The organism is Azotobacter chroococcum (assembly GCF_002220155.1).
GTDB classification, from domain to species: Bacteria; Pseudomonadota; Gammaproteobacteria; order Pseudomonadales; family Pseudomonadaceae; genus Azotobacter; species Azotobacter chroococcum.
Genome location: NZ_CP011835.1, coordinates 2,324,186 through 2,344,626 on the forward strand (window position 1 = coordinate 2,324,186; position 20,441 = coordinate 2,344,626).

At 68.9% G+C, this 20,441-nt stretch carries 19 protein-coding genes and 1 pseudogene; 10 read left to right on the plus strand and 10 right to left on the minus strand.

Going from position 1 to position 20,441, the window contains the following annotated elements:
• The first annotated feature begins 110 nt into the window (after nt 1-110).
• From ACG10_RS10695 to ACG10_RS10715, 5 genes are read left to right on the plus strand one after another with little or no spacing between them, the layout of a single operon-like run.
• Nucleotides 111-524, plus strand: coding sequence for a CBS domain-containing protein (locus ACG10_RS10695; RefSeq protein ID WP_089168213.1), 414 nt, complete (start codon nt 111-113; stop codon nt 522-524).
• A gap of 37 nt (nt 525-561) precedes the next feature.
• The gene (locus tag ACG10_RS10700) at nt 562-1,896 is read left to right on the plus strand and encodes a zinc-dependent alcohol dehydrogenase (protein WP_039803988.1); all 1,335 of its coding nucleotides are present in this window, start codon (nt 562-564) and stop codon (nt 1,894-1,896) included.
• 16 nt (nt 1,897-1,912) lie between these two features.
• Nucleotides 1,913-2,680 (plus strand): endonuclease/exonuclease/phosphatase family protein, encoded by a 768-nt coding sequence (locus ACG10_RS10705; RefSeq protein ID WP_089168214.1) that lies wholly within the window; start codon nt 1,913-1,915, stop codon nt 2,678-2,680.
• Nucleotides 2,677-3,918, plus strand: coding sequence for a cardiolipin synthase ClsB (gene clsB / locus ACG10_RS10710; RefSeq protein ID WP_089168215.1), 1,242 nt, complete (start codon nt 2,677-2,679; stop codon nt 3,916-3,918). Before ACG10_RS10705 ends, clsB begins: the two co-directional genes overlap by 4 nt.
• Nucleotides 3,915-4,883 (plus strand): lysylphosphatidylglycerol synthase domain-containing protein, encoded by a 969-nt coding sequence (locus ACG10_RS10715; RefSeq protein ID WP_089168216.1) that lies wholly within the window; start codon nt 3,915-3,917, stop codon nt 4,881-4,883. The genes clsB and ACG10_RS10715 overlap by 4 nt, the downstream gene beginning before the upstream one ends.
• A 198-nt stretch (nt 4,884-5,081) precedes the next feature.
• Here ACG10_RS10715 and ACG10_RS10720 read toward each other — a convergent pair whose 3' ends face one another.
• Nucleotides 5,082-5,936 (minus strand): GNAT family N-acetyltransferase, encoded by an 855-nt coding sequence (locus ACG10_RS10720; protein WP_089168217.1) that lies wholly within the window; start codon nt 5,934-5,936, stop codon nt 5,082-5,084.
• Nucleotides 5,937-6,371: 435 nt separating this feature from the next.
• On the opposite strand from ACG10_RS10720, the gene acuI reads away from it, so the two are divergent.
• Entirely contained in the window at nt 6,372-7,358 is a 987-nt protein-coding gene (gene acuI, locus ACG10_RS10725; protein ID WP_089168218.1) for an acrylyl-CoA reductase (NADPH), read from the plus strand.
• Nucleotides 7,359-7,362: 4 nt separating this feature from the next.
• Here acuI and ACG10_RS10730 read toward each other — a convergent pair whose 3' ends face one another.
• Nucleotides 7,363-8,289, minus strand: a complete 927-nt coding sequence (locus tag ACG10_RS10730) for a LysR family transcriptional regulator (protein WP_039803978.1) — start codon at nt 8,287-8,289, stop codon at nt 7,363-7,365.
• 148 nt (nt 8,290-8,437) lie between these two features.
• Between ACG10_RS10730 and ACG10_RS10735 the strand changes: the two genes are divergently transcribed.
• Together ACG10_RS10735 and ACG10_RS10740 are read left to right on the plus strand one after the other, a co-directional pair.
• Complete coding sequence (locus ACG10_RS10735; RefSeq protein ID WP_039803977.1) at nt 8,438-9,091, plus strand: oxygen-insensitive NAD(P)H-dependent nitroreductase NfsB; 654 nt, start codon at nt 8,438-8,440, stop codon at nt 9,089-9,091.
• Between the two features lie 405 nt (nt 9,092-9,496).
• Nucleotides 9,497-10,357, plus strand: a complete 861-nt coding sequence (locus ACG10_RS10740) for a tetratricopeptide repeat protein (protein ID WP_232487084.1) — start codon at nt 9,497-9,499, stop codon at nt 10,355-10,357.
• Between the two features lie 73 nt (nt 10,358-10,430).
• On the opposite strand, the gene ACG10_RS10745 is transcribed toward ACG10_RS10740, so the two are convergent.
• The 7 genes and pseudogenes from ACG10_RS10745 to ACG10_RS10770 all read right to left on the minus strand — a co-directional run bounded on the left by ACG10_RS10745 (nt 10,431) and on the right by ACG10_RS10770 (nt 18,509).
• Entirely contained in the window at nt 10,431-12,329 is a 1,899-nt protein-coding gene (locus ACG10_RS10745; protein ID WP_039803973.1) for a potassium transporter Kup, read from the minus strand.
• A 34-nt stretch (nt 12,330-12,363) separates the two neighbouring features.
• Entirely contained in the window at nt 12,364-13,062 is a 699-nt protein-coding gene (locus ACG10_RS10750) for a response regulator (RefSeq protein ID WP_039803971.1), read from the minus strand.
• Nucleotides 13,059-15,677, minus strand: coding sequence for an ATP-binding protein (locus ACG10_RS10755; RefSeq protein ID WP_089168219.1), 2,619 nt, complete (start codon nt 15,675-15,677; stop codon nt 13,059-13,061). Before ACG10_RS10755 ends, ACG10_RS10750 begins: the two co-directional genes overlap by 4 nt.
• Before the next feature lie 95 nt (nt 15,678-15,772).
• Nucleotides 15,773-15,871, minus strand: a pseudogene (locus tag ACG10_RS24400) (DUF2256 domain-containing protein); the annotation flags it as partial.
• An 11-nt stretch (nt 15,872-15,882) separates the two neighbouring features.
• Complete coding sequence (locus tag ACG10_RS10760) at nt 15,883-17,433, minus strand: cryptochrome/photolyase family protein (RefSeq protein ID WP_089168220.1); 1,551 nt, start codon at nt 17,431-17,433, stop codon at nt 15,883-15,885.
• A complete protein-coding gene (locus ACG10_RS10765; protein ID WP_089168221.1) occupies nt 17,426-17,743 on the minus strand; it encodes a DUF6482 family protein in 318 nt (105 codons plus the stop codon). Before ACG10_RS10765 ends, ACG10_RS10760 begins: the two co-directional genes overlap by 8 nt.
• A gap of 130 nt (nt 17,744-17,873) precedes the next feature.
• Entirely contained in the window at nt 17,874-18,509 is a 636-nt protein-coding gene (locus tag ACG10_RS10770; RefSeq protein WP_089168222.1) for a cation transporter, read from the minus strand.
• Nucleotides 18,510-18,616: 107 nt separating this feature from the next.
• On the opposite strand from ACG10_RS10770, the gene cadR reads away from it, so the two are divergent.
• The gene (gene cadR, locus ACG10_RS10775; RefSeq protein WP_089168223.1) at nt 18,617-19,039 is read left to right on the plus strand and encodes a Cd(II)/Pb(II)-responsive transcriptional regulator; all 423 of its coding nucleotides are present in this window, start codon (nt 18,617-18,619) and stop codon (nt 19,037-19,039) included.
• A gap of 94 nt (nt 19,040-19,133) precedes the next feature.
• Nucleotides 19,134-19,829 carry a P-loop NTPase family protein gene (locus ACG10_RS10780; protein ID WP_039807725.1) on the plus strand — a complete coding sequence of 232 codons (696 nt, stop codon included), beginning with the start codon at nt 19,134-19,136 and terminating at the stop codon, nt 19,827-19,829.
• Between the two features lie 21 nt (nt 19,830-19,850).
• Here ACG10_RS10780 and ACG10_RS10785 read toward each other — a convergent pair whose 3' ends face one another.
• Nucleotides 19,851-20,390 carry a hemerythrin domain-containing protein gene (locus ACG10_RS10785; protein ID WP_157731431.1) on the minus strand — a complete coding sequence of 180 codons (540 nt, stop codon included), beginning with the start codon at nt 20,388-20,390 and terminating at the stop codon, nt 19,851-19,853.
• Between the last annotated feature and the right edge of the window lie 51 nt (nt 20,391-20,441).

Here is a 20,441-nt window from a genome sequence, read left to right on the forward strand (position 1 = left end):
ACCCCCACCCCTGGATTCAGTCTTGACTTCATAGGTACGACAGTACCTCGGCTGGCCAGGCCGAGTGGTGACCAGGCCTGCTTCCATCAACCAGAGAGGAAGGCATTACCATGAAAATCCAAGACATCATGACCCGCGATGTACAGACCATTCGCGTCGACCAGAGCATGCGCGAGGCGGCCGCGCTGATGGAGAAGATCGATTGCGGCGCCCTGCTGGTCAACGAAGGCGATCGTCTGGTGGGTATGCTGACCGACCGCGACATCGCCATCCGTGCCGTGGCCAAGGGCAAGGACAACGACACCCTGGTACGCGAGGTGATGACCCCCAACGTCTGTTACTGCTTCGAGGACGAGGACGTCCAGCATGTCGCCGAGAACATGGCCGACATCCATGTGCGCCGCCTGCCGGTGATGAGCCGCGAGAAGCGCCTGGTCGGCGTGGTCTCGCTGGGCAATATCGCCGAATGTCACAACCCCTCGGTCAGCGATACCGTGCTGCAGGGCGTGACACAGGCGCACTGACAGCGCAGCCAACCGACTACCCTCCGGGGAGGTGCCCATGAAAGCGGTAGTTTTCCACGACATCGGCGACATTCGCCTGGATGATGTACCGGAACCCCACATCGAAGTACCGACCGATGCGATCGTCCGCCTGACCGCCTCGGCCATCTGCGGGACCGACCTGCACTTCATTCGCGGCACCGTCGGCGGCATGCGCCCGGGCACCATCCTCGGCCACGAGGGCGTCGGCATCGTCGAGCAACTGGGCGCGGAGGTGCGCAACCTGCAGATCGGCGATCGCGTGGTGATCCCCTCCACCATCGCCTGCGGCAACTGCTCCTACTGCCGCGCCGGCTACTACGCCCAGTGCGACATGGCCAACCCCAACGGCAAGGAAGCCGGCACCGCCTTCTATGGCGGCCCGGCGCAGAGCGGGCCCTTCCAGGGACTGCAGGCGGAGAAGGCGCGGATTCCCTTCGCTAACATCGGCCTGGTCAAGCTGCCCAGCGAGATCAGCGACGATCAGGCCATCCTGCTCTCGGACATCTTTCCCACCGGCTACTTCGGCGCGGAAATGGCCGAGATCGGCGACGGCGACACCGTCGCCGTGTTCGGCTGCGGCCCGGTCGGCCAGTTCGCCATCGCCAGCGCCAGGCTGCTCGGCGCCTCGCGGGTATTCGCCATCGACCAGTGCCCGGACCGCCTGCAGATGGCGCGCCAGCAGGGCGCGGAAACCATCGACTTCAACCGCGAGGACCCGGTCGAGACCCTGCGCCGGCTGACCGACGGCATCGGCGTCGACCGGGCCATCGATGCGGTGGGCGTGGATGCCGAACACCAGCACGCCCACCCGGCCCAGGACCCCGAACAGGAAGAACGCTTCGCCCGGGAAGTCGAGGCCGTGGCGCCGCGAACGCACCCCGAGGGGCGCAACTGGCATCCGGGCGATGCGCCCAGCCAGGCGCTCGAATGGGCGGTCGAGGCCCTGGCCAAGGCCGGCACCCTGTCGATCATCGGGGTCTATCCGCCGCAGGCGCACAGCTTCCCGATCGGCCTGGCGATGGAGAAGAACCTGACCATCAACATGGGCAACTGCCATCACCGCAAATATATTCCCAAGCTGATCGAGCTGATCCTGGCCAAGCGCATCGACCCGGCGAAGATCCTCACCCAGATCAAGCCGATGAGCGATGCCATCGCCGCCATCAAGGCCTTCGACCGGCGCGAGCCCGGCTGGATCAAGGTCGAGCTGCATCCGCAGCAGATGCAGCCCAGCGGCACGGGCAGCGAGGAGGAAGTGATGAACACGGACTATCTGCTCGACGAAGGCATCGAGGAAACCTTCCCCGCCAGCGATCCGGTGTCCATCAGCCCGCGGCCGGAACGACGCTGAGCGGGGCGCCAGGCCCATGAGCCAACCCCTGAACGGAGGGCAGCGCGTCGAGTCGCTGCACCTCCTCACGGTGAACACCCACAAGGGCTTCACCGCGCTCAACCGGCGCTTCATCCTGCACGAGCTGCGCGAGGCGGTGCGCGACGTCTCGGCCGATCTGGTATTCCTCCAGGAGGTGCTCGGCACCCACGAGCGCCATGCCCGGCGCCATCGCAACTGGCCGGAAACCCCGCAGTACGAGTTCCTCGCCGACAGCATGTGGGGCGACTTCGCCTACGGCCGCAACGCCGTCTACCCGGACGGCGACCATGGCAACGCCGTGCTCTCCAAGTATCCCATCCAGCGCTACGACAACCTCGACATCTCCGTCACCGGGCCGGAGCGCCGCGGCCTGCTGCACTGCGAACTGGAGGTGCCGGGCCAGCCCCAGGTGCACGCCATCTGCGTGCACCTGGGGCTGCTCGAAAGCCACCGGCAGAAGCAGCTCGGCCTGCTCTGCGAACTGATCGACTCGCTGCCGGCCGAGGCGCGCATCCTGGTCGCCGGGGACTTCAACGACTGGCGCCTGCGCGCCAGCGCCTGCCTGCGCCGCTGCGGCCTGGTCGAGGTCTTCGAGCACAGCCATGGCCGCTGCGCGCGCACCTTCCCGGCGCGCCTGCCGCTGCTGCGCCTGGACCGCATCTACCTGCGCAACGCCACTCCACAAGTCGCCAGGGTCCTGTCCCACACCCCCTGGCCCCACCTCTCCGACCACCTGCCCCTCGCGGCGGAGGTACGCCTATGAGCCATCCCTGGCGAAGCGGCAACCGCCTGTGGCTGCTGGAAAACGGCGAGGAATTCTTTCCCCGGGTGTTCGAGGCCATTCGCCAGGCCCGCCAGGAAATCCTCATCGAGACCTTCATCCTCTTCGAGGACAAGGTCGGCAACGAGCTGCACCGCGAACTGATCGCCGCGGCGCAGCGCGGCGTGCGCATCGAGATCACCGTGGACGGCTTCGGCTCGGCGGACCTGACCGCGGAGTTCGTCGCGGCGATGACCGAGGTGGGCATCCGCATCCGCATGTTCGACCCGCGGCCGAGACGGTTCGGCATGCGCATCAACCTGTTTCGCCGCCTGCACCGCAAGATCGTGGTGATCGACGGCGCCCGCGCCTTCATCGGCGGCATCAACTTCTCCGCCGACCACCTGGGCGACTTCGGCCCGACCGCCAAGCAGGACTACTCCGTCGAGGTGATCGGCCCGGTGACCCGCGACATCCACCGCTTCGCCCTCGCCAGCATCGCGGCCAGCGAGCCGTCGCGGCTCTGGTGGCGCCGCCGCCGCGCCCGGAACGGCGTCGACGAGCAGCAGACGATGGCGGCCGAGGGAACGGCCCAGGTCCTGTTCGTCACCCGCGACAACCGCCGCCACACCAACGACATCGAGGAGCAGTACCTGCAGGCCATCCGCCAGGCGCGGCACCGGCTGGTGATCGCCAACGCCTATTTCTTTCCCGGCTACCGCCTGCTGCGGGAGATCCGCCGGGCGGCGCGGCGCGGCGTCAGGGTGGAGCTGATCCTGCAGGGCCAGCCGGACATGCCGATCGCCAAATTCGGGGCGCGCCTGTTCTACGAGTACCTGCTCAAGGACGGCGTGGACATCCACGAATACTGCGAGCGCCCACTGCACGGCAAGGTCGCGCTGGCCGACGACGAGTGGGCCACGGTCGGCTCGAGCAACCTCGATCCGCTGAGCCTGTCGCTCAACCTGGAGGCCAACCTGATCATTCGCGACCGGGCCTTCAACCAGGAGCTGAGCGAGCGGCTCGAGCGGCTGCGGCTCAATCATTGCCGCCTCATGACCAAGGAGAAGATCGCCCGCGGCACCTGGTGGCGCATGCCGCTGGCCTTCCTCGCCTACCACGCGCTCAGCCACTTTCCTGCCTGGGTCGGCTGGCTGCCGGCGCACAGCCCGAAGGTGGAACTCCTGCAGGGCTACCCTCCGCCGAATGGCGGCAACGACCTGCGCCGGCCCAGCCCATGAAGGACCTCGCCGCGCGGCTGCGCCGCCACTGGCCGTTCGCCCGGCGCCTGCTGCTCTGGGCCTTCTTCCTGCTGATGGCCTGGCTGCTGTTCAGCCTGGCGCGCACCATCGAATGGCGCAACGTCCTCGCCACGCTGGCCGGCTATCGCCCGGGCACCCTGCTGGCGGCCCTGGCCTTCGCCGCCGCCAGCCACCTGCTCTACAGCTGCTTCGACCTGCTCGGACGCCGCTACGCCCGCCACCACCTGCCCCGGCGCCAGGTGCTGGCGGTGACCTTCGTCTGCTATGCCTTCAACCTCAACCTCGGCGCCTGGATCGGCGGCCTGGCCCTGCGCTACCGGCTCTACTCGCGCCTCGGCCTGTCCTCCCTGCAGATCACCCGGATCTACAGCCTGAGCCTGACGACCAACTGGATCGCCTACCTGCTGCTCGCCGGCCTGGTCTTCGCCAGCGGCAGCGTGCGCCCGCCCGCGCACTGGGCGATCGGCCAGGGCAGCCTGCAGGTCCTGGGCCTGGTGCTGCTGCTCCTGGCCGGGCTCTACCTGCTGCTCTGCGCCTTCTCCCGGCGCCGCGTGCTGACCGTGCGCGGCCATTCGCTCGGCCTGCCGAGCCTGCGCCTGGCGCTGTGCCAGCTCGCCCTGGGCGCCGGCAACTGGCTGCTGATGGCGCTGGTCATCCACACCCTGCTGTTGCAGCAGGTCGGTTATGGCAGCGTGCTCGGCACATTGCTGATCGCCAGCATCGCCGGCGTGCTCACCCACATCCCCGCCGGCCTCGGCGTGCTGGAGACGGTATTCGTCGCCCTGCTCCATCAGCAGGTCGGGCGTGACAGCCTGCTGGCCGCGCTGCTCGGCTATCGGGCGATCTACTACCTGCTGCCGCTGCTGATCGCCAGCCTGGTCTATCTCGGCCTCGAGGCGCGGGCGAAACGGATGCGCCAGAAGGAGGCCGGCAAGCCGGCGTAGCGCGAGGCGCCAGCGACTTCAGAGGTTGTGAAAAAATCGAGCGCCGTCGCGAGACCGTCTCCAAGCGTTCGCGGCAAGGCGCGCTACATGAAAAGCGGGGGAGTTTAGCGAGCTAAATGACCTTGCTTTTCACGTAGCGCAACGCAGCAGCGGGCGTTTGGAGTCGGTCGCAGTAGGCGGGAGTTTTTTCACAGCCTCTCAGCCCAGCTCGAAGGTCGTCACCCCGTACAGCCGGTCCAGCGACAGCGCCGGATCGGCTCCCGTATACATCCGCGCCGTCTCGAACACGACTTTCATGCCATGCCGCTCGGCCAGCTCGACCGCCGCCCGGTTGACTTCCGGCACATCCAGATAGAATGACTCCCCACTGCCGACGGCGGCGCGCAGCCTCTGCAACAGCGACTCCGCCAGCGCCGGGCTGTCGGCGTACAGGGGGCCGATCTTGTATCCGGAGCGGCACCGGCGCAGCACGCCACAGCCGGCCAGGCGGCCATCGCGCAGGATGCCCAGTGCCGTGCAGCCGGGCTGGTTGATCCAGTTGCGCAGAAATTCCGCCCTGGGCTCGGGAAAGAAGCCCCTGTCGTAGGCCTCGACCACCTCGAACGGCAGCTCGGCCAGCCCCACGAACTCGCCGGAGTACCCGGCCGCGGCGGCGGCGCCCTGCCCCTCGTAGCGCACGTTGCGATACGCCAGCCGGAAGCCGGACCTCCTGTAGTTGTCCTGCTGCTCGACGACGCCATCGAGGCCGATGTTGCGCCCGTCGAGATACTTCATCGCCGCCAGCCAGACCTGCTTGCCGTAGCCCTTGCCACGGTATTCCGGCCTGACGATGTAAAGACCGATGAAGCCGAACGAATCGCCATAGCGGACCGCCGAAATAGTCGCGACCGGCTCGTCGTTCAACAGCCCGATCAGGAAGCCGTGCGGGTCGGCCGCATGAAAGCACTCCGCATCATGAAGGCCCGGATTCCAGCCCTCCCGCGCCGCCCAGTCGATGGCAAGCTCGAGCTCGCTGCGGAGCATGGTGGCGATTTCGTAGGTTTCCTGCTGCATGTTCTCCACTCCGGGTACGAAATTTCGCCGCCTGCCAGCACCTCCGGCAGCGGCCTGGGTGACAGGGCAAAGCCTAGTTCGCCGTCGGGGCCGGCGACAGCGGCCCGCGCCGGTCTGCCCCTTTTGTCTGATTATCGATTGGGTTCTTTTGGACGCAGGGCATTCCTGGGTGAAACCGCTCCCCCTCCATGATTTCCGATTTATGGATAAAAGACCTGCAAGGTGGCGCCGTGCATCCTTCGCCATGCGAAAGGATGAATCCGGATTCGCCAGCCGCGTAGCCATCGCCGGTTGCAATAAAAGACGGTCAGTCTATATTCTGCCGCCGGGGTCCTGCGTCACGTCGGGACTCGCAGGCGGCACGGAAAGTGCGCAATGGTGCTCCGGCCGGTTTTTTCACCCATTTATAGACAGACGGTCCAAATGGAGGGCGGCATGTTCAAGGCGATCCTGATCGAGAAGGACGACGCGGCGGGTTACCGGGCGCGGAGCACTACGCTGGACGAGGCGCAGTTGCCCGAGGGCGATGTGACCGTGCGGGTGGACTGCAGCACGCTCAACTACAAGGACGCGCTGGCGATCACCGGCAAGGGCCCGGTGGTGCGCAAGTTCCCGATGGTGCCGGGGATCGACCTGGCCGGAACGGTGGAGGCTAGCGCCAGCCCGGACTTCAAGGCCGGCGATGCGGTGCTGCTCAACGGCTGGGGCGTCGGCGAGAACCACTGGGGCGGGCTGGCGCAGAAGGCGCGGCTGGACGGCCGCTGGCTGATCCCCCTGCCCCGGGGCTTCACGCCCCGCCAGGCGATGGCCATCGGCACCGCCGGCTACACCGCGATGCTCGCGGTGCTGGCCCTGGAGCGCCACGGCGTGACACCCGAACAGGGCGAGATCCTGGTCACCGGCGCCAACGGCGGGGTCGGCAGCTTCGCCATCGCCCTGCTCGCCCGCCTCGGCTACCGGGTGGTGGCCTCCACCGGCCGGCCGGAACAGACCGACTACCTGAAGAAACTCGGCGCCGCCGAGATCATCGACCGCGCCACGCTATCCGAGCCCGGCCGGCCGCTGGCCAGGGAGCGCTGGGCCGGGGTGATCGACTCGCTGGGCAGCCATACCCTGGCCAACGCCTGCGCCGCGACCCGCTACGGCGGCACCGTCGCCGCCTGCGGCCTGGCCCAGGGCATGGACTTCCCGGCCACGGTGGCGCCCTTCATCCTGCGCGGCGTCACTCTGGCCGGCATCGACAGCGTGATGCGTCCCCGCGCGGAGCGCATCGCCGCCTGGGAGCGCCTGGCCCGCGACCTCGACCTGGCGCTGCTGGACGACATCACCGCCGAGATCGGCCTGGACGAGGCCATCCCCATGGCCGGCGAGCTGCTCGCCGGGAAGGTGCGCGGACGGGTCGTGGTGGATGTGAACCGCTGAGCGCTCAGGGCGCCTCGGCCAGCCGCCGCAGGCGCTCGCCCAATTCCGCGAAACGGCTTTTGAGCAGGGCGTGGAACAGCTGGACCGCCGGCGAGAACTGCTTGCGGTGCGGGCAGACCAGATGCAGCGGCGCCAGCTCGCCCGGGCAATCCCCGAGCAGCACCTGCAGGCGCCCGGCGGCCACGTCCTCGCCGACGTCCAGCCAGGACTTGTAGGCGATGCCGTGCCCGGCGATGGCCCAGCGGCGCACCACGTCGGCGTCGTCGCTGAGCAGCACTCCGCGCACCGCGATCACCCGCCGGCGCCCCTCTTCCTCGAATCCCCACTTGTCGTGGGCCCGTCCGCCCAGCAGGTAGACCAGGCAGGCGTGCCCGGCCAGCTCGTCGAGCCTCTGCGGCCGGCCGCAGCGCGCCAGATAGTCCGGCGCGGCCACCAGCACCCGGCGGTTGTCCGGCGCCAGCGGCAGGGCGATGAAGCTGGCGTCCTCCATGGGCCCGTAGCGGATCGCCACGTCGATGGGGTCGCGGAAGATGTCGGCGATCTGGTCGGACAGCAGCAGGCGCAGGGTCAGCCGCGGATGCTCGCGGCAGAATTCCGAGAGCCAGGGCAGCAGCAGGTTGCGCCCCAGGTCGGAGGGCGCGCTGACCTGCAGCAGGCCCTGCAGCCCGGCCCGCTCCCGGTGCAGGCGCTCGTGGCCTTCGTGCAGGGTTTCCAGCACCCGCTCGGCATAAGGCAGGTACTGCTCGCCCTCGGCGGTCAGCCGCAGGCTGCGCGTCGAACGGGCGAACAGGCGGATGTCCAGATCCCGCTCCAGGCGCTTGATCGCCGCACTGACCTGCCCGGGCAGCAGGTCGACCTCCCGTGCGGCGGCGGAAAAGCTGCCGAGGGCGGCGGAGCGGACGAACAGGGCCAGATCCTCCAGGCGGATCATTTTCACTCCTTGAGAGAAAGTGTTGGCGGATCTTGCGGCTTTTCATGGAAAGCTGCACGGTCGAACATCCAGCCAGACGCTCACCGCGCCCGAGGCGGGAGCGGAGACCGCTGAGCACCTTTGGAAAATCTCGACAGGAGAACGAACCTTGACCATCGCCACCGCCGCCAGGACCCGCTACACCACCAAGGCCTACGACCCCAGCCGCAAGGTGCCCGAAAGCACTATGGAGGAGTTGCAGACCCTGCTGCGCTACAGCCCGTCCTCGGTGAACTCGCAGCCCTGGCACCACGTCATCGCCGCCAGCGAGGAAGGCAAGGCCCGCATCGCCAGGGCGACCCAGGACGGCTACGCCTACAACGAGGCGAAGATCCTCAACGCCTCCCACGTCGTGGTGCTCTGCGCCCGCACCGACCTGGACGCGGCCCACCTCAAGGCCGTGCTGAACCGGGAGGATCTCGACGGCCGCTTCGCCAATCCGGAAGGCAAGGCCGGCCAGGGCAACGTGCGCAGCTCCTACATCAACCTGCACCGCTACGACCGCAAGGACCTGCAGCACTGGATGGAGAAGCAGGTCTACCTGGCCCTCGGCACCCTGCTGCTCGGCGCCGCCGCCCTCGGCGTGGACGCCACGCCCATGGAGGGCTTCGACTTCGCCAGGCTCGACGAGGAACTGGGCCTGCGCGGGCGCGGCTTCACCAGCGTGGTGATCGTCAGCCTGGGCTATCGCAGCGACGACGACTTCAACGCCAAACTGCCGAAGTCGCGCCTGCCTGCCGAAGACATCTTCACGCTCCTCTGACCGGCCTCCGCCGGGGCTCGCCGCGCGCCTGCGAGAGGCGCGGCGAAGCCCACCACCTGCCGCACGCCATTCGGCGCCGGCGCCTGCCTGCCGCGCATCCGGCTATCCAGACCGGCATCGCTTCGACTATGTTTGGAAGGCCACTGGCCAGACCACTGTGCTCGACCGCCCTCCCGAGCGAATGCCCGACTCAGCGAAAGAATGGCGATCGTCGCCACCCTTCCGCCTCGCCCCGGCTGGGAAAACCGGCCCTCGACAGGCGCAGGACAGTCCTCAAGCACCGTGCAAGGCACTTGACCGCGAGAAGTTGAACGGATCAAATTGCGAGCAATTCTCATTGGGTGACAAGGAGTTGTTATGAAAGCCCGAAGCGCACTCATTTCACTTCTCGCAGTCTGTACCCTCATGGCCACCGACCATCCCGCCCAGGCTGCCGATATCACACCGAAATCACTGACCGATGTCGTCAAGCGCGAAGGCTGGGCCAAGGCCTGCCCGCAGATCCAGCCGAAGCTCGATGCGCTTCAGGAACCCGGTGACTTCTCCGGCAACGACTGGCGCGACTATGTGACGCTCAAGGGCTGGTGCCTGGTGGAAACGCGCCGCGAAGCCGAAGCCATCGACTTCCTCGAGAACAAGCTGGCCGTGGGCCGGCGCGCGCCCTGCCTGCTGGACATCCTCGGCACCAGCCTGTTTCGCAGCGGCCTGGACGCAGAGGCCATCGCCACCTTCGAGGAAGCGCTCGAAAACGAGCTGCCCGCACACGACAGGCCGAACGTCTACAGCAAACTGGCGACCGCCTACATGCGACTGGCCGCCACCTCCTCTGGCGGACAGATGACCGACCCGAATGCCCTGGCCCAGGCCGAGCGCTATGCCAGACTGGCCCTGGAAAGCGACAAGGAGCCGGTGCCGGCGGTCTACAGCCAGCTCGCCCATGTGAAGATGGCCCAGCAGAAGCACGACGAGGCGATCGAGCTGCTGAAGGTGGCGCTGGAGAAGAACGCCACCTATAAGGGCTGGCCCTCTCCCGGCCTGCGCAAGGCCATGGACGCGCAGTTCCTCATGGGCCTGGGCCAGGCCCATTACCTGAAAGGCGAAAGGGAACGCGGCCTGCTCCTGATGGATGTCGCACTGGACACGGCCCCCACCGAGCCGCAGAAAAGCGTGCTGAACACCATTCGCGACAACACCCTCAAGCCGCGTCCCCTCGAGCAGTTGCCGAGGCCCCTGAGACCCCTCGTTCCGCTCGACAAAGGCATCTGAGATGCCTGTTCACCCTCTCGCGAGCCAGTGAAACACTGGCCTCAGCGCCCTCTCCCATACCCGGGAGCCGGCCCTATATCTCCACCTGCGTGCCCAGCTCGATCACCCGGTTCACCGGCAGCTGAAAGTAACGCATGCTGCTGTTGGCGTTCTTCTGCAGGAAGGCGAACAGGGCCTCGCGCCAGTGGGCCATGCCGATGCGCTTGCTCAGGACCACGGTTTCCCGGCTGAGGAAGTAGGTGGTGCGCATGGGGCTGAAGTCGAGATCCTCGAGATGGCTCAGGCGCAGGGCACGGGGAATGTTCGGCTCGTCCATGAAGCCAAAGTGCAGCACCACGCGGTAGAAGCCCTCGCCGTAGCCGTCGACCTGGAAGCGCCGCTCCTCCGGCACCCGCGGCGTGTCCTCGGAAACCACCGTGAGCAACACCACCCGCTCGTGCAGCACCTGGTTGTGCAGCAGGTTGTGCAGCAGCGCATGGGGCACCACGTCCGCCCGTGCGGCGAGGAACACCGCGGTGCCCTGCACCCGGTGCGGCGGTTGCAGGCGCACGCTGTCGATGAACGCCGGCAGCGGCAGAGCCGCTTCGCCCAGGCGCTCGAAGAGGGTTTCCTTGCCGCGCTTCCAAGTGCTCATCAGGGTGAACAGGCCGATCCCGGCGATCACCGGGAAGGCACCGCCTTCGAAGATCTTCGGCACGTTGGCGGCGAAGAACAGGCTGTCGACCAGCAGGAAGCCGAGCAGCAGCGGGATCGCCAGCCAGCGCGGCATCTTCCACAGCAGCAGCATCACCGCCGCCACCAGCAGGGTGGTGATCAGCATGGTGCCGGTCACCGCCACGCCGTAGGCCGAGGCCAGCGCCCCGGAGTTCTCGAAGCCGATCACCAGCAGCACCACGCCGACCATCAGCGCCCAGTTCACCGTGGCGATGTAGATCTGCCCCTCCTCGGCGCTGGAGGTGTGCCGGACCTGCATGCGCGGCACATAGCCGAGCTGGATCGCCTGGCGGGTCAGGGAGAAGGCCCCGGAAATCACCGCCTGGGAGGCGATGATGGTCGCCAGGGTGGCCAGGGCGATCATCGGCAGCAGCGCCCACTCCGGCGCCAGCAGATAGAAGGGGTTGCGCGCCGCCTCCGGGTCCGCCAGCAGCAGCGCGCCCTGGCCGAAGTAGTTGAGCAGCAGCCCCGGCAGCACCAGCAGGAACCAGGCACGGGCGATGGGCCGGCGGCCGAAGTGGCCCATGTCGGCATAGAGCGCCTCGGCGCCGGTCAGCGCCAGCACCACCGCGCCGAGAATCGCCACGCCGAGGCCCGGATGGGCGATGAAGAAGTTCGCCGCCCACCAGGGGTTCAGCGCCAGCAGCACCTCGGGCTGCTGCAGGATGCCGTACAGGCCGAGCAGGCCGAGCACGACGAACCAGGCCACCATCACCGGACCGAAGAAGATGCCGATGCGCGCCGTGCCGTGGCGCTGGATCAGGAACAGGGCGACCAGCACCACGAGGGCCAGGGGGATCACCCACTGCTCCAGCCCGGCGAAGGCGAGTTCCAGCCCCTCGACCGCCGACAGCACGGAGATCGCCGGAGTGATCATGCTGTCGCCGTAGAACAGCGCGACGCCGAACAGGCCGAGCAGCACCAGGGTCCGGCTCAGGCGCGGATGGTCGGCGGTGGCGCGGCGCGCCAGGGCGGTCAGCGCCATCGCGCCGCCCTCGCCCTCGTTGTCGGCGCGCAGGATGAACAGCACGTACTTGATCGACACCACCCAGAGCAGCGACCAGAAGATCAGCGAGAGGATGCCGAGTACGCCGTCGTGGTTGACCTGCACCCCGTAATGGCCGGCGAAGACCTCCTTCAGGGTGTACAGGGGGCTGGTGCCGATGTCGCCGTAGACCACGCCGGTGGCGGCGACCAGCAGGCCCAGGCCGGATGCGGTCCGGGGTGGATGGCCCGACTGCAGGGCGAGTTCGCTCATGAATGCTCTCCAGGAAAGGGGAAGACCGCTCGTCTCACGGGGCATGCTCGCGCAGGCGGTAGCCGATGCCGGCCTCGGTGACGATGAAACGGGGATCGGCGGGGTCGTCGCCAAGCTTCTGGCGCAGGTGGCCGACCACCACCCTCAGGTAGTGGCTGTCCTCGACATGGGTCGGTCCCCAGATGTCGCGGAGCAGCTGCTGCTGGGTGACGACCCGCCCCGGGTGGCGGGCGAGCGCGGCCAGCACGTCGTATTCCTTGCGGGTCAGGGCGATGTCCCGACCGCCGAGGCCGACCCGCCGGCCGTCCAGGTCCACCGTCAGCGGGCCGCACTGCACCGTGCCCGGCGACTGCCCGGGCGGAGACGTCCGGCGCAGCAGCACGCGCACCCGGGCGAGCAGCTCGCGGATGCTGAAGGGCTTGGTCACGTAGTCGTTGGCGCCGCCGTCCAGCGCCAGCACCTTCTCGCCGTCGCCGGCGCGCACCGAAAGCACCAGCACCGGCACCTGGGAGTCCCGGCGCAGCTCGACGAGCAGCTCCTGGCCATCCATGTCCGGCAGGCCGAGGTCGAGCACCAGCAGGTCGGGCTGCGCCTCGCGGGCCTGTGCCAGCCCCTCGCGGCCGCAGCCGGCCTCCAGCACCCGGTAGCCCTGGGCGACCAGGCTGATGCGCAGGAACTTGCGGATCTGCGCCTCGTCCTCGATCACCAGGATGCTCTGCTGGGCACTGTTCATGGCGCGGTCACCGGCTCGTATTCATGCTCGGCATCGCCCGGCGGCTGCAGCGGCAGCGGCAGGTGCAGGCTCAGCGTGGCGCCCTGCCCGCCCAGCCCCTCGCCCACCGTCACCCGCCCGCCGTGGGCGCCGAGGATGCCCTGGCAGATCGCCAGGCCCAGGCCGGTGCCGGGGCCGCCGCGGTCGCCGCGGGCGGCGGTGTAGAACATGTCGAAGATCTTCTCCCGCTCGGCCGGCGGAATGCCCGGCCCCTGGTCGCTCACCGACAGGCGCAGCTCGGCGCCGTCGCTCTCGACCGCCACCCGCAGCCGCCCGCCGGGGGGCGAGAAGCGCGCGGCGTTCTCCAGCACGTTGACCAGCGCCTGCTCGATGAGTGCCGCATGCACATGCAGCAGCGGCAGCTCCTCCGGGATGCGGGCCTCCAGGACGAAGGGCGCCAGCAGCGGGCGCAGGCGCTGCAGGGAGCTGGCGACGATGTCCGCCGGCGCCACCCAGTCGCGCTCCAGCTTGAGACCGCCGTGGCCGAGGCGGGTCATGTCCAGCAGGTTCTGGATATAGCGGTCCAGCCGCGCGGCCTCGTCGCGGGTGCTCTCCAGAAGCTCGCGGCGGTCCGCCGCGCCGATCTGCCCGTCCAGGGTCAGCAGGCTGTCGATGGCGCCGTGCATGACGGTGAGCGGCGTGCGCAGGTCGTGGGACACCGAGGCCAGCAGGGCGCTGCGCAGCTGCTCGGTTTCCCCGCGCAGGCGGGCGGCCTGCAACTCCTCGGCCAGCTGGGCCCGCGCCAGGGCCTGGGCCAGCGGCTGGCAGAGGGCGACCAGCAGGCCGCGGCGGCTCGCCGGCAGCGGCCGGCGGTCCCTGGGCGCGATGCCGAGCAGGGCCAGCGGCCCCTCCTCGCCGGACAGCGGCCACCACCACCAGCGCCCGCCGGGCAGGGTGTCGGTGCCGAGGCCGGCCGGCAGCTCGTGCTGCCAGACCCACTCGGCGGCGGCCCGTTCGGCTTCGCCGAGGCCGCCCGCGACGCCCGCCTCGACCCGCAGCCCGCCGGCGCCGTCGGAGCCGAGCAGGCAGACGTCGAGATCGGGCCAGGCGGCAAACTGCTCCACGGCCACCGCCAGCACCGCACGGCGGTCGGTGGCGGCGCTCAGCTTGCGGGTCAGCTCGAGCAGCGCCGCGGTTTCCGCCTGGGTCTCGCGCAGCACCTGCATCTGCCGGCGCTGGCGGGTCGCCAGATTGCCGGTCAGCATGGCCATGAAGAGAAAGAACAACAGGGTCAGCACATCCGCATGATGCTGCACGGTCAGCGAGAAGGTCGGCGAGACGAACAGCAGATCGTAGGCGACGAAGGACAGCAGCGCACAGCACAGCGCGGGGCCCAGGCCGCTGCGCACGGCGACCAGCAGGACGGCGACGAGGAACACCAGGGATATGTTCGGCAGCGCCAGCAGCCGGGAGATGCCCCAGGCCGCAAGGCTGGCCAGCAGCGTGGCGAGCAGCGCCAGGCCATAGTCGAACGGGCCGGCCGCGTGCTCGTGCGTGGCGAACGCCGGGGCGGCAGGCGCCTCCTCGGCGGCCAGCACATCGATCTCCAGGCCGCGCCCCTGGCGCAACAGGCGCTCCACCACGCCCCGACCGAACCAGCCGCGGCGCCGGCGGCCGACCAGCAGCACGCTGGCGCGGCGCTCCCGGACGTGGCGCAGCAGGGTGCCGGCGACCTCCTCGCCAAGCAGGCCGACCACCTCGCCGCCGAGGCGCTCGGCCAGCTGCCGGGCCGCCTGCAGCAGCCGGCGGGACTCCGCGCTGCGCGCGCGGCCGTCGTCCACGTGGACCAGGCTCCAGGGCAGCTGGCGGCGCCGTGCCACCCGGCTGGCATGGCGCACCAGCTGTTCGGCCTGCTCGTCGCCGTCCACCGCCACCAGCAGGCGGCCGAGCACCGCCGGCGCCGTGCGGCCGGAAGGCCGATAGCGGCGCTGCACCTCGCTGTCGGCGCGCCCGGCCACCACCTGCAGGGCCAGGGCGCGCAGCGCGGCCAGGGTGGTCAGATCGAAGACATGGTCCGGTAGCTCGGCCGGCAGGCAGTCGATCAGCAATACCTCATGGGCCTCCTCCAGCAGCCAGTCGGGCACCGTCTCGGCCACCGGCTGCCCGGTGAGGGCCTCGACCCGGTTCTTCAGGCTTTCCAGGTGCAACACATCGAGGGTGGTATGCACGTCGATGCCGGCGGCGAGCAGCTCCTGCACATCCTGCCAGCGCTGGGCATGGCGGCTGCCGGGCGGATTGGCGCCGGCCAGGCGGTCGATCAGCAGCAGGGCCGGCGGACGGGCCAGCAGCGCGTCGAGGTCCAGCTCGCCGGCCGCATCCCGGCCGCCCGGCAGCGCGGCGAGCCGCGCCTGCAGAGGCTCGGTGCGGCCGGCGCAGTCGAGGCTGCCGACCCGCAGGTCGATGCCCTGGCGCTGCAGCTCCGCGGCGGATTGGAGCATGGCGAAGGTCTTGCCCACGCCGGGCGCCGCGCCGAGATAGACCCTGAGCCGGCCGCGCCGGCTGCTGCGGAAGGGTTCCGGAGCCGTCCCGGCGGCCCGGGCGGCAAGATCGCCGGCTTCGTTCGTGGTGGGGGTCATAGGCAGGCAAGGGTAGATCGGATTGGCCGCCAGTATTGCCAGTCCGACGGCGCCCTGCCGTAAAGAAGCCGTAAAAACCTGGGGCAAGGCTCCGCTCAGCGCGCCAGCACAGTCCGCCGGCGCCGGCAGCGCTCCGAGCAGTAGCGCCCCTCGTCCCGGCCGCGCACCCACTTCCGGCGCCAGGCGAGCGGCAGTTCCGCCCTCCTCACAGTCCGTCCTCCGCCGCGAGCCGCGCCAGCAGATCTTCGCCGCGCCGCCAGAGCGCCTGCTGGCGGGTTTCCGGCATCCGCGCAAGGGTCCTGTAGACCATGCCCAGGCGCGGATTGGCCTCGAGCTGGCGGCGGTGACGCATGAGGAAGTGCCAGTACAGGGCGTTGAACGGACAGGCCTGCTCGCCGGTGCTCTCGCTGACCCGATAGGCACAGCTCGCGCAATAGTCGGACATGCGACGGATGTACTGGCCGCTGGCGCAAGAGGGCTTGGAGGCGAGGTAACCGCCGTCGGCGTGCATCGCCATGCCCAGGGTGTTGGGCAGCGCGGCCCAGTCGAAGGCGTCCAGGTACATCGCCAGGTACCAGTCGCAGACCTGCCGCGGGGCGATGCCGGCGAGCAGGGCGAAGTTGCCGGTGACCATCAGCCGCTGGATGTGGTGGGCATAGGCGTGCTTGAGGGTCTGGCCGATGGTCTGGCGCAGGCAGTTCATCCGCGTCTGCCCGGTCCAGTAGAAGGCCGGCAGCGGCCGGCGGTTGCCGAAGGCGTTGCGCGTCGCGTAGTCGGGCATCTGCAGCCAGTAGATGCCGCGCACGTATTCGCGCCAGCCGATCAGCTGGCGGATGAAGCCTTCGGCGACGCCCAGCGACACCCGTCCCGAGCGGCAGGCCTCCTCGACGTCCGCGCAGAGCCGGCGCAGGTCGAGCAGGCCGATGTTCAGCGCCGCGCCGATCCGCGCGTGGAACAGGAAGGGCTCGCCGCTGGCCATGGCGTCCTGGTAGTCGCCGAAGGCCGGCAGGGCGAAGTCGAGAAAGTGCTGCCAGAGCGCCTGGGCCTCGCCGTGGCTGACCGGATAGTCGAAGCCGTCGAGGACGCCGGGATGCCCGGCGAACTGGCTGCCGACCAGCGCCAGCACCTCGCGGGTGATGACGTCGGGGGCGAAGCGCACCGCCATCGGTGCCTCGACGCCGGCCGGCAGGGGCTTGCGGCCCTGCCCATCGTAGTTCCAGCCACCGCCCAGCGGCGCGCCGTCGGCGTCCAGCAGCAGGCCGCTCTTGCGGCGCATCTCCCGGTAGAAGAACTCCATGCGCAGCGGCTGGCGGTCGGCGGCCCAGCGGGCGAATTCGGCACGCCCGCAGAGAAAGCGCGTATCGGCATGCCAGACCAGCGGCAGGCCGCAGTGGCGCAGCGACTGCTCCAGGCGCCAGTCGCCGCACTCGGTGAGATGCACCTCGCCGGCCCTCAGCCGGTCGGCCCAGCGGACCAGCTCGCCGGGCAACGAACCGCAGTTGTCCGGATCGTCGAGGGTCACGTAGTGCACGCGGAAGCCGCGCCGGCGCAGGGCCTCGGCGAAATGGCGCATGGCGCTGAAGATCAGCGCGATCTTCTTCGGGTGATAAGGCACACGAGTGACCTCTTCCCGCACCTCGGCGAGCAGCACGGCATCCTGGCGCGGATCGAGGCCACGCAGGGAGGCCAGCTCGAAGGACAGCTGGTCGCCCAGCACCAGGGCGAGGCGCCGCGCGGGCGGAGGTTGGTCAGTCATCGCTCATCCAGGCCGACTGCAGGGCGATCGGCACGCGCAGGGGCTGCTGGAGACCGTCGCTGAGGCCGCACATCTCCGTATGCACCACAGTGTGCAGCAGGTAGAAAGGCACGCTCGGCAGGCCCTGCAGCAGGTCGCGGGCATGCTCGACCGAGCGCAGATGCAGGGTGGCGCCGGCATCGTCCACCAGCAGGCGGCGCTGGCCTGCCTGATGCGCCTCCAGCAGGTAGATGCCACCTTCCAGGGAGATCAGGTTGAGTTCATCGACCTGCCCGTTCCGGGCCTGGTCGAAAAGCTGCTGCATGTTCATCTGGAAACCTCGCAAACTTATACAAGTCAGCTACAGAATATAGCCTTTGTACAAGTTTGCTCGGCCTTCCCGAAAGGCGATCCGGCAAGCGCCGGCGGCACGCAGACATGCCGTCCATGGCCAGCCCTCCTCAGAGGATCTGCGTCGGCACCTGGACAGAGACCGACCCCAGCTCCTGGCGCGCCTGACGCACTACGGCGACCCCCGCGCTGAGCGCCAGGGCGCCCATCAGCAGCGCCACCAGGAGGTCCGGCCAGCCCGAGCCGGTGCCGAACACTCCGGCCGCGGCGATCATCACCGCCAGGTTGCCGATGGCGTCGTTGCGGCTGCACAGCCAGACCGAGCGCATGTTGGCGTCGCCGTCGCGGAAGGCGTAGAGCATCAGCGCCACGCCGGCATTGGCGAGCAGCGCCAGGCTGGCGACCACGCCCATGGTCAGCGGCTCGGGCGGAATGCCGGCGAAGGCGCTCCAGCCGGCCTTGGCCACCACGAAGATGCCGAATGCCGCCATGCTCAGGCCCTTGACCAGCGCCGCCCGCGACCGCCAGGCCAGGCCCATGGCCAGCACGGCGAGGGAGATGCCGTAGTTGGCGGCATCGCCGGCGAAGTCCACGGCATCCGCCAGCAGCGACACCGAGCCCGACTTGATCCCGGCGCCGATTTCCACGGCGAACATCGCCACGTTGATGAACAGGGCCACCCACAGGGCCCTGCGAAAGCGCGGGCCGGCCGGGGGCGTCGACGAGCAGGAAGTGCAGCAGGGCATCGCGGTTCTCCTTCGAGGGGATTTTCCGGCATTGCACACCCTGTAGTGACTCCAGGGTCAAGACGGCTACCATCGAGCCTGTGGAACCTATCCGTGGAGAAAACCCCATGCGCATCGGCGAACTGGCCAGGGCCACCGGCGTCGACACCGAAACCATCCGCTATTACGAGAAGGCCGGCCTGCTCCCCGCCCCTGCGCGCGGCAGCAACGGCTACCGCATCTACGGCACGGAGCACCTGGAGCGGCTGGCCTTTGTCCGCCACTGCCGGGCGCTCGACATTCCCCTCGCCGAAATCAGGCGCCTGCTGGAATTCCTGCTGTATCCGGAAACCGACTGCGCCGACGTCGACCGGCTGATCGAAACGCAGCTGGAACGGGTGCGCGCGCGCCTTGCGAGCCTGCAGGCGCTGGAGCGCCAGCTGTCCGCCCTGCGCGGGCGCTGCGCCACCGGACGGCTGGCCGGCGACTGCGGCATCCTGCGCGAACTGCTCGCTGCCGCCCAGGAGGAGGTGCGCCCGGAGCGTCTCTGATCCGAAAAGACGCGGTCGTTATCCGTTGGTCATGAAAAGACGTCAGGATCGCCTGTACAATTTCTCGATGAACAACCCCGCGCAAGAGGAAAACATGACGACCATTCATTTGGTTGGCGGCGAAAAAGGTGGCGTAGGCAAATCTGTCGTTGCCCGTCTGCTGGCCCAGTACATGATCGATCGCGACCTGCCTTTCATCGGCTTCGACACCGACAGATCCCATGGCGCGCTGCTGCGCTACTACGGCGACTACGCCTCGCCCACCATCATCGACAGCTACCAGAGCCTGGACGCCATCGTCGAGACCGCCACCGAGCTGCCGGAGCAGCGCATCCTGGTCGATCTCGCCGCGCAGACCCACCGGCCGCTCACCCAGTGGATGGAAGAGTCGGGCGTGCTGGAGCTGGCCGAAGAGCTGGGCATCGCCATCCGCTACTGGAACGTCATGGATTCGGGCAAGGATTCGGTGGATCTGCTGGAAAGGCTGCTCGAACAGTTCGGCTCCCGCCTCGACTACGTGCTGGTCCGCAACCAGCTGCGCGACAACGACTTCACGGCCCTGGAGAGCGCCGAGGTGCAGCAGCGCGCCGAGGACCTGAATGCCGCCGTCATCGACCTGAAGCGCCTGCACCCGCCGGTGATGAACAAGATCGACCGCAACGGCTACAGCTTCTGGGCGGCGCAGAACCGCGACACGGCCGGCCCCGACGCCCTGAGTCTGCTGGAACGGCAGCGGCTGAAGATCTGGCTGCAGCATGCCTACAAGGGGCTCGAGGCGGCGGAGGTCTGAGGCGGACCGCCACGCCGGCTCTCAGCCGAGATAGGCAGCCTTCCAGCGGTGCAGCAGGTCGTGCAGCTCTTCGTGCCGGCCTTGCCCGATGACCTGCAGCTCGAAGTCAGCGAAGGCCTGCTGCAGCGCCTCCAGCTCGTCCGCGCGCAGCGCCTGCTCGGCCTGAGGGAAAAGCACGTCGTTCTCCTTGTCGATGTGCCGCTCGAGGAACTCCGCATAGGTCCTGGCGGCGGCGGCGAACGCCTCGGCGTCGAAGACCGGCGTGCTGGCCTGGCGCAGGACACCGACCAGGGCGCGGCCCTGCTCGTGCTCGGCGATCAGCTCGCCGACCAGTTCGCCCTGATGCGCGAGGCCGACCCGCTGCAGGGCCGGGAACAGCAGCCCCTCCTCCTTGCCGTGATGGCATTTGTCGACGAACTCCTGCAGGAAGCCGAGCAGCGCGGCGATGTCGCCGGCATCGGCATTGCCCTGCAGGGCCCGCTCGGCCATGCAGCGGAGAATCTTCAGGGTGGAAAGGATCGCGTCGTGTTCGTGGCGCAGCGTGTCGAGGGCCTGGCTCATGGGGGGCTCCTGGCGGTCTGGCAACATCGCCAGCCATCAGCCTAGTGCACC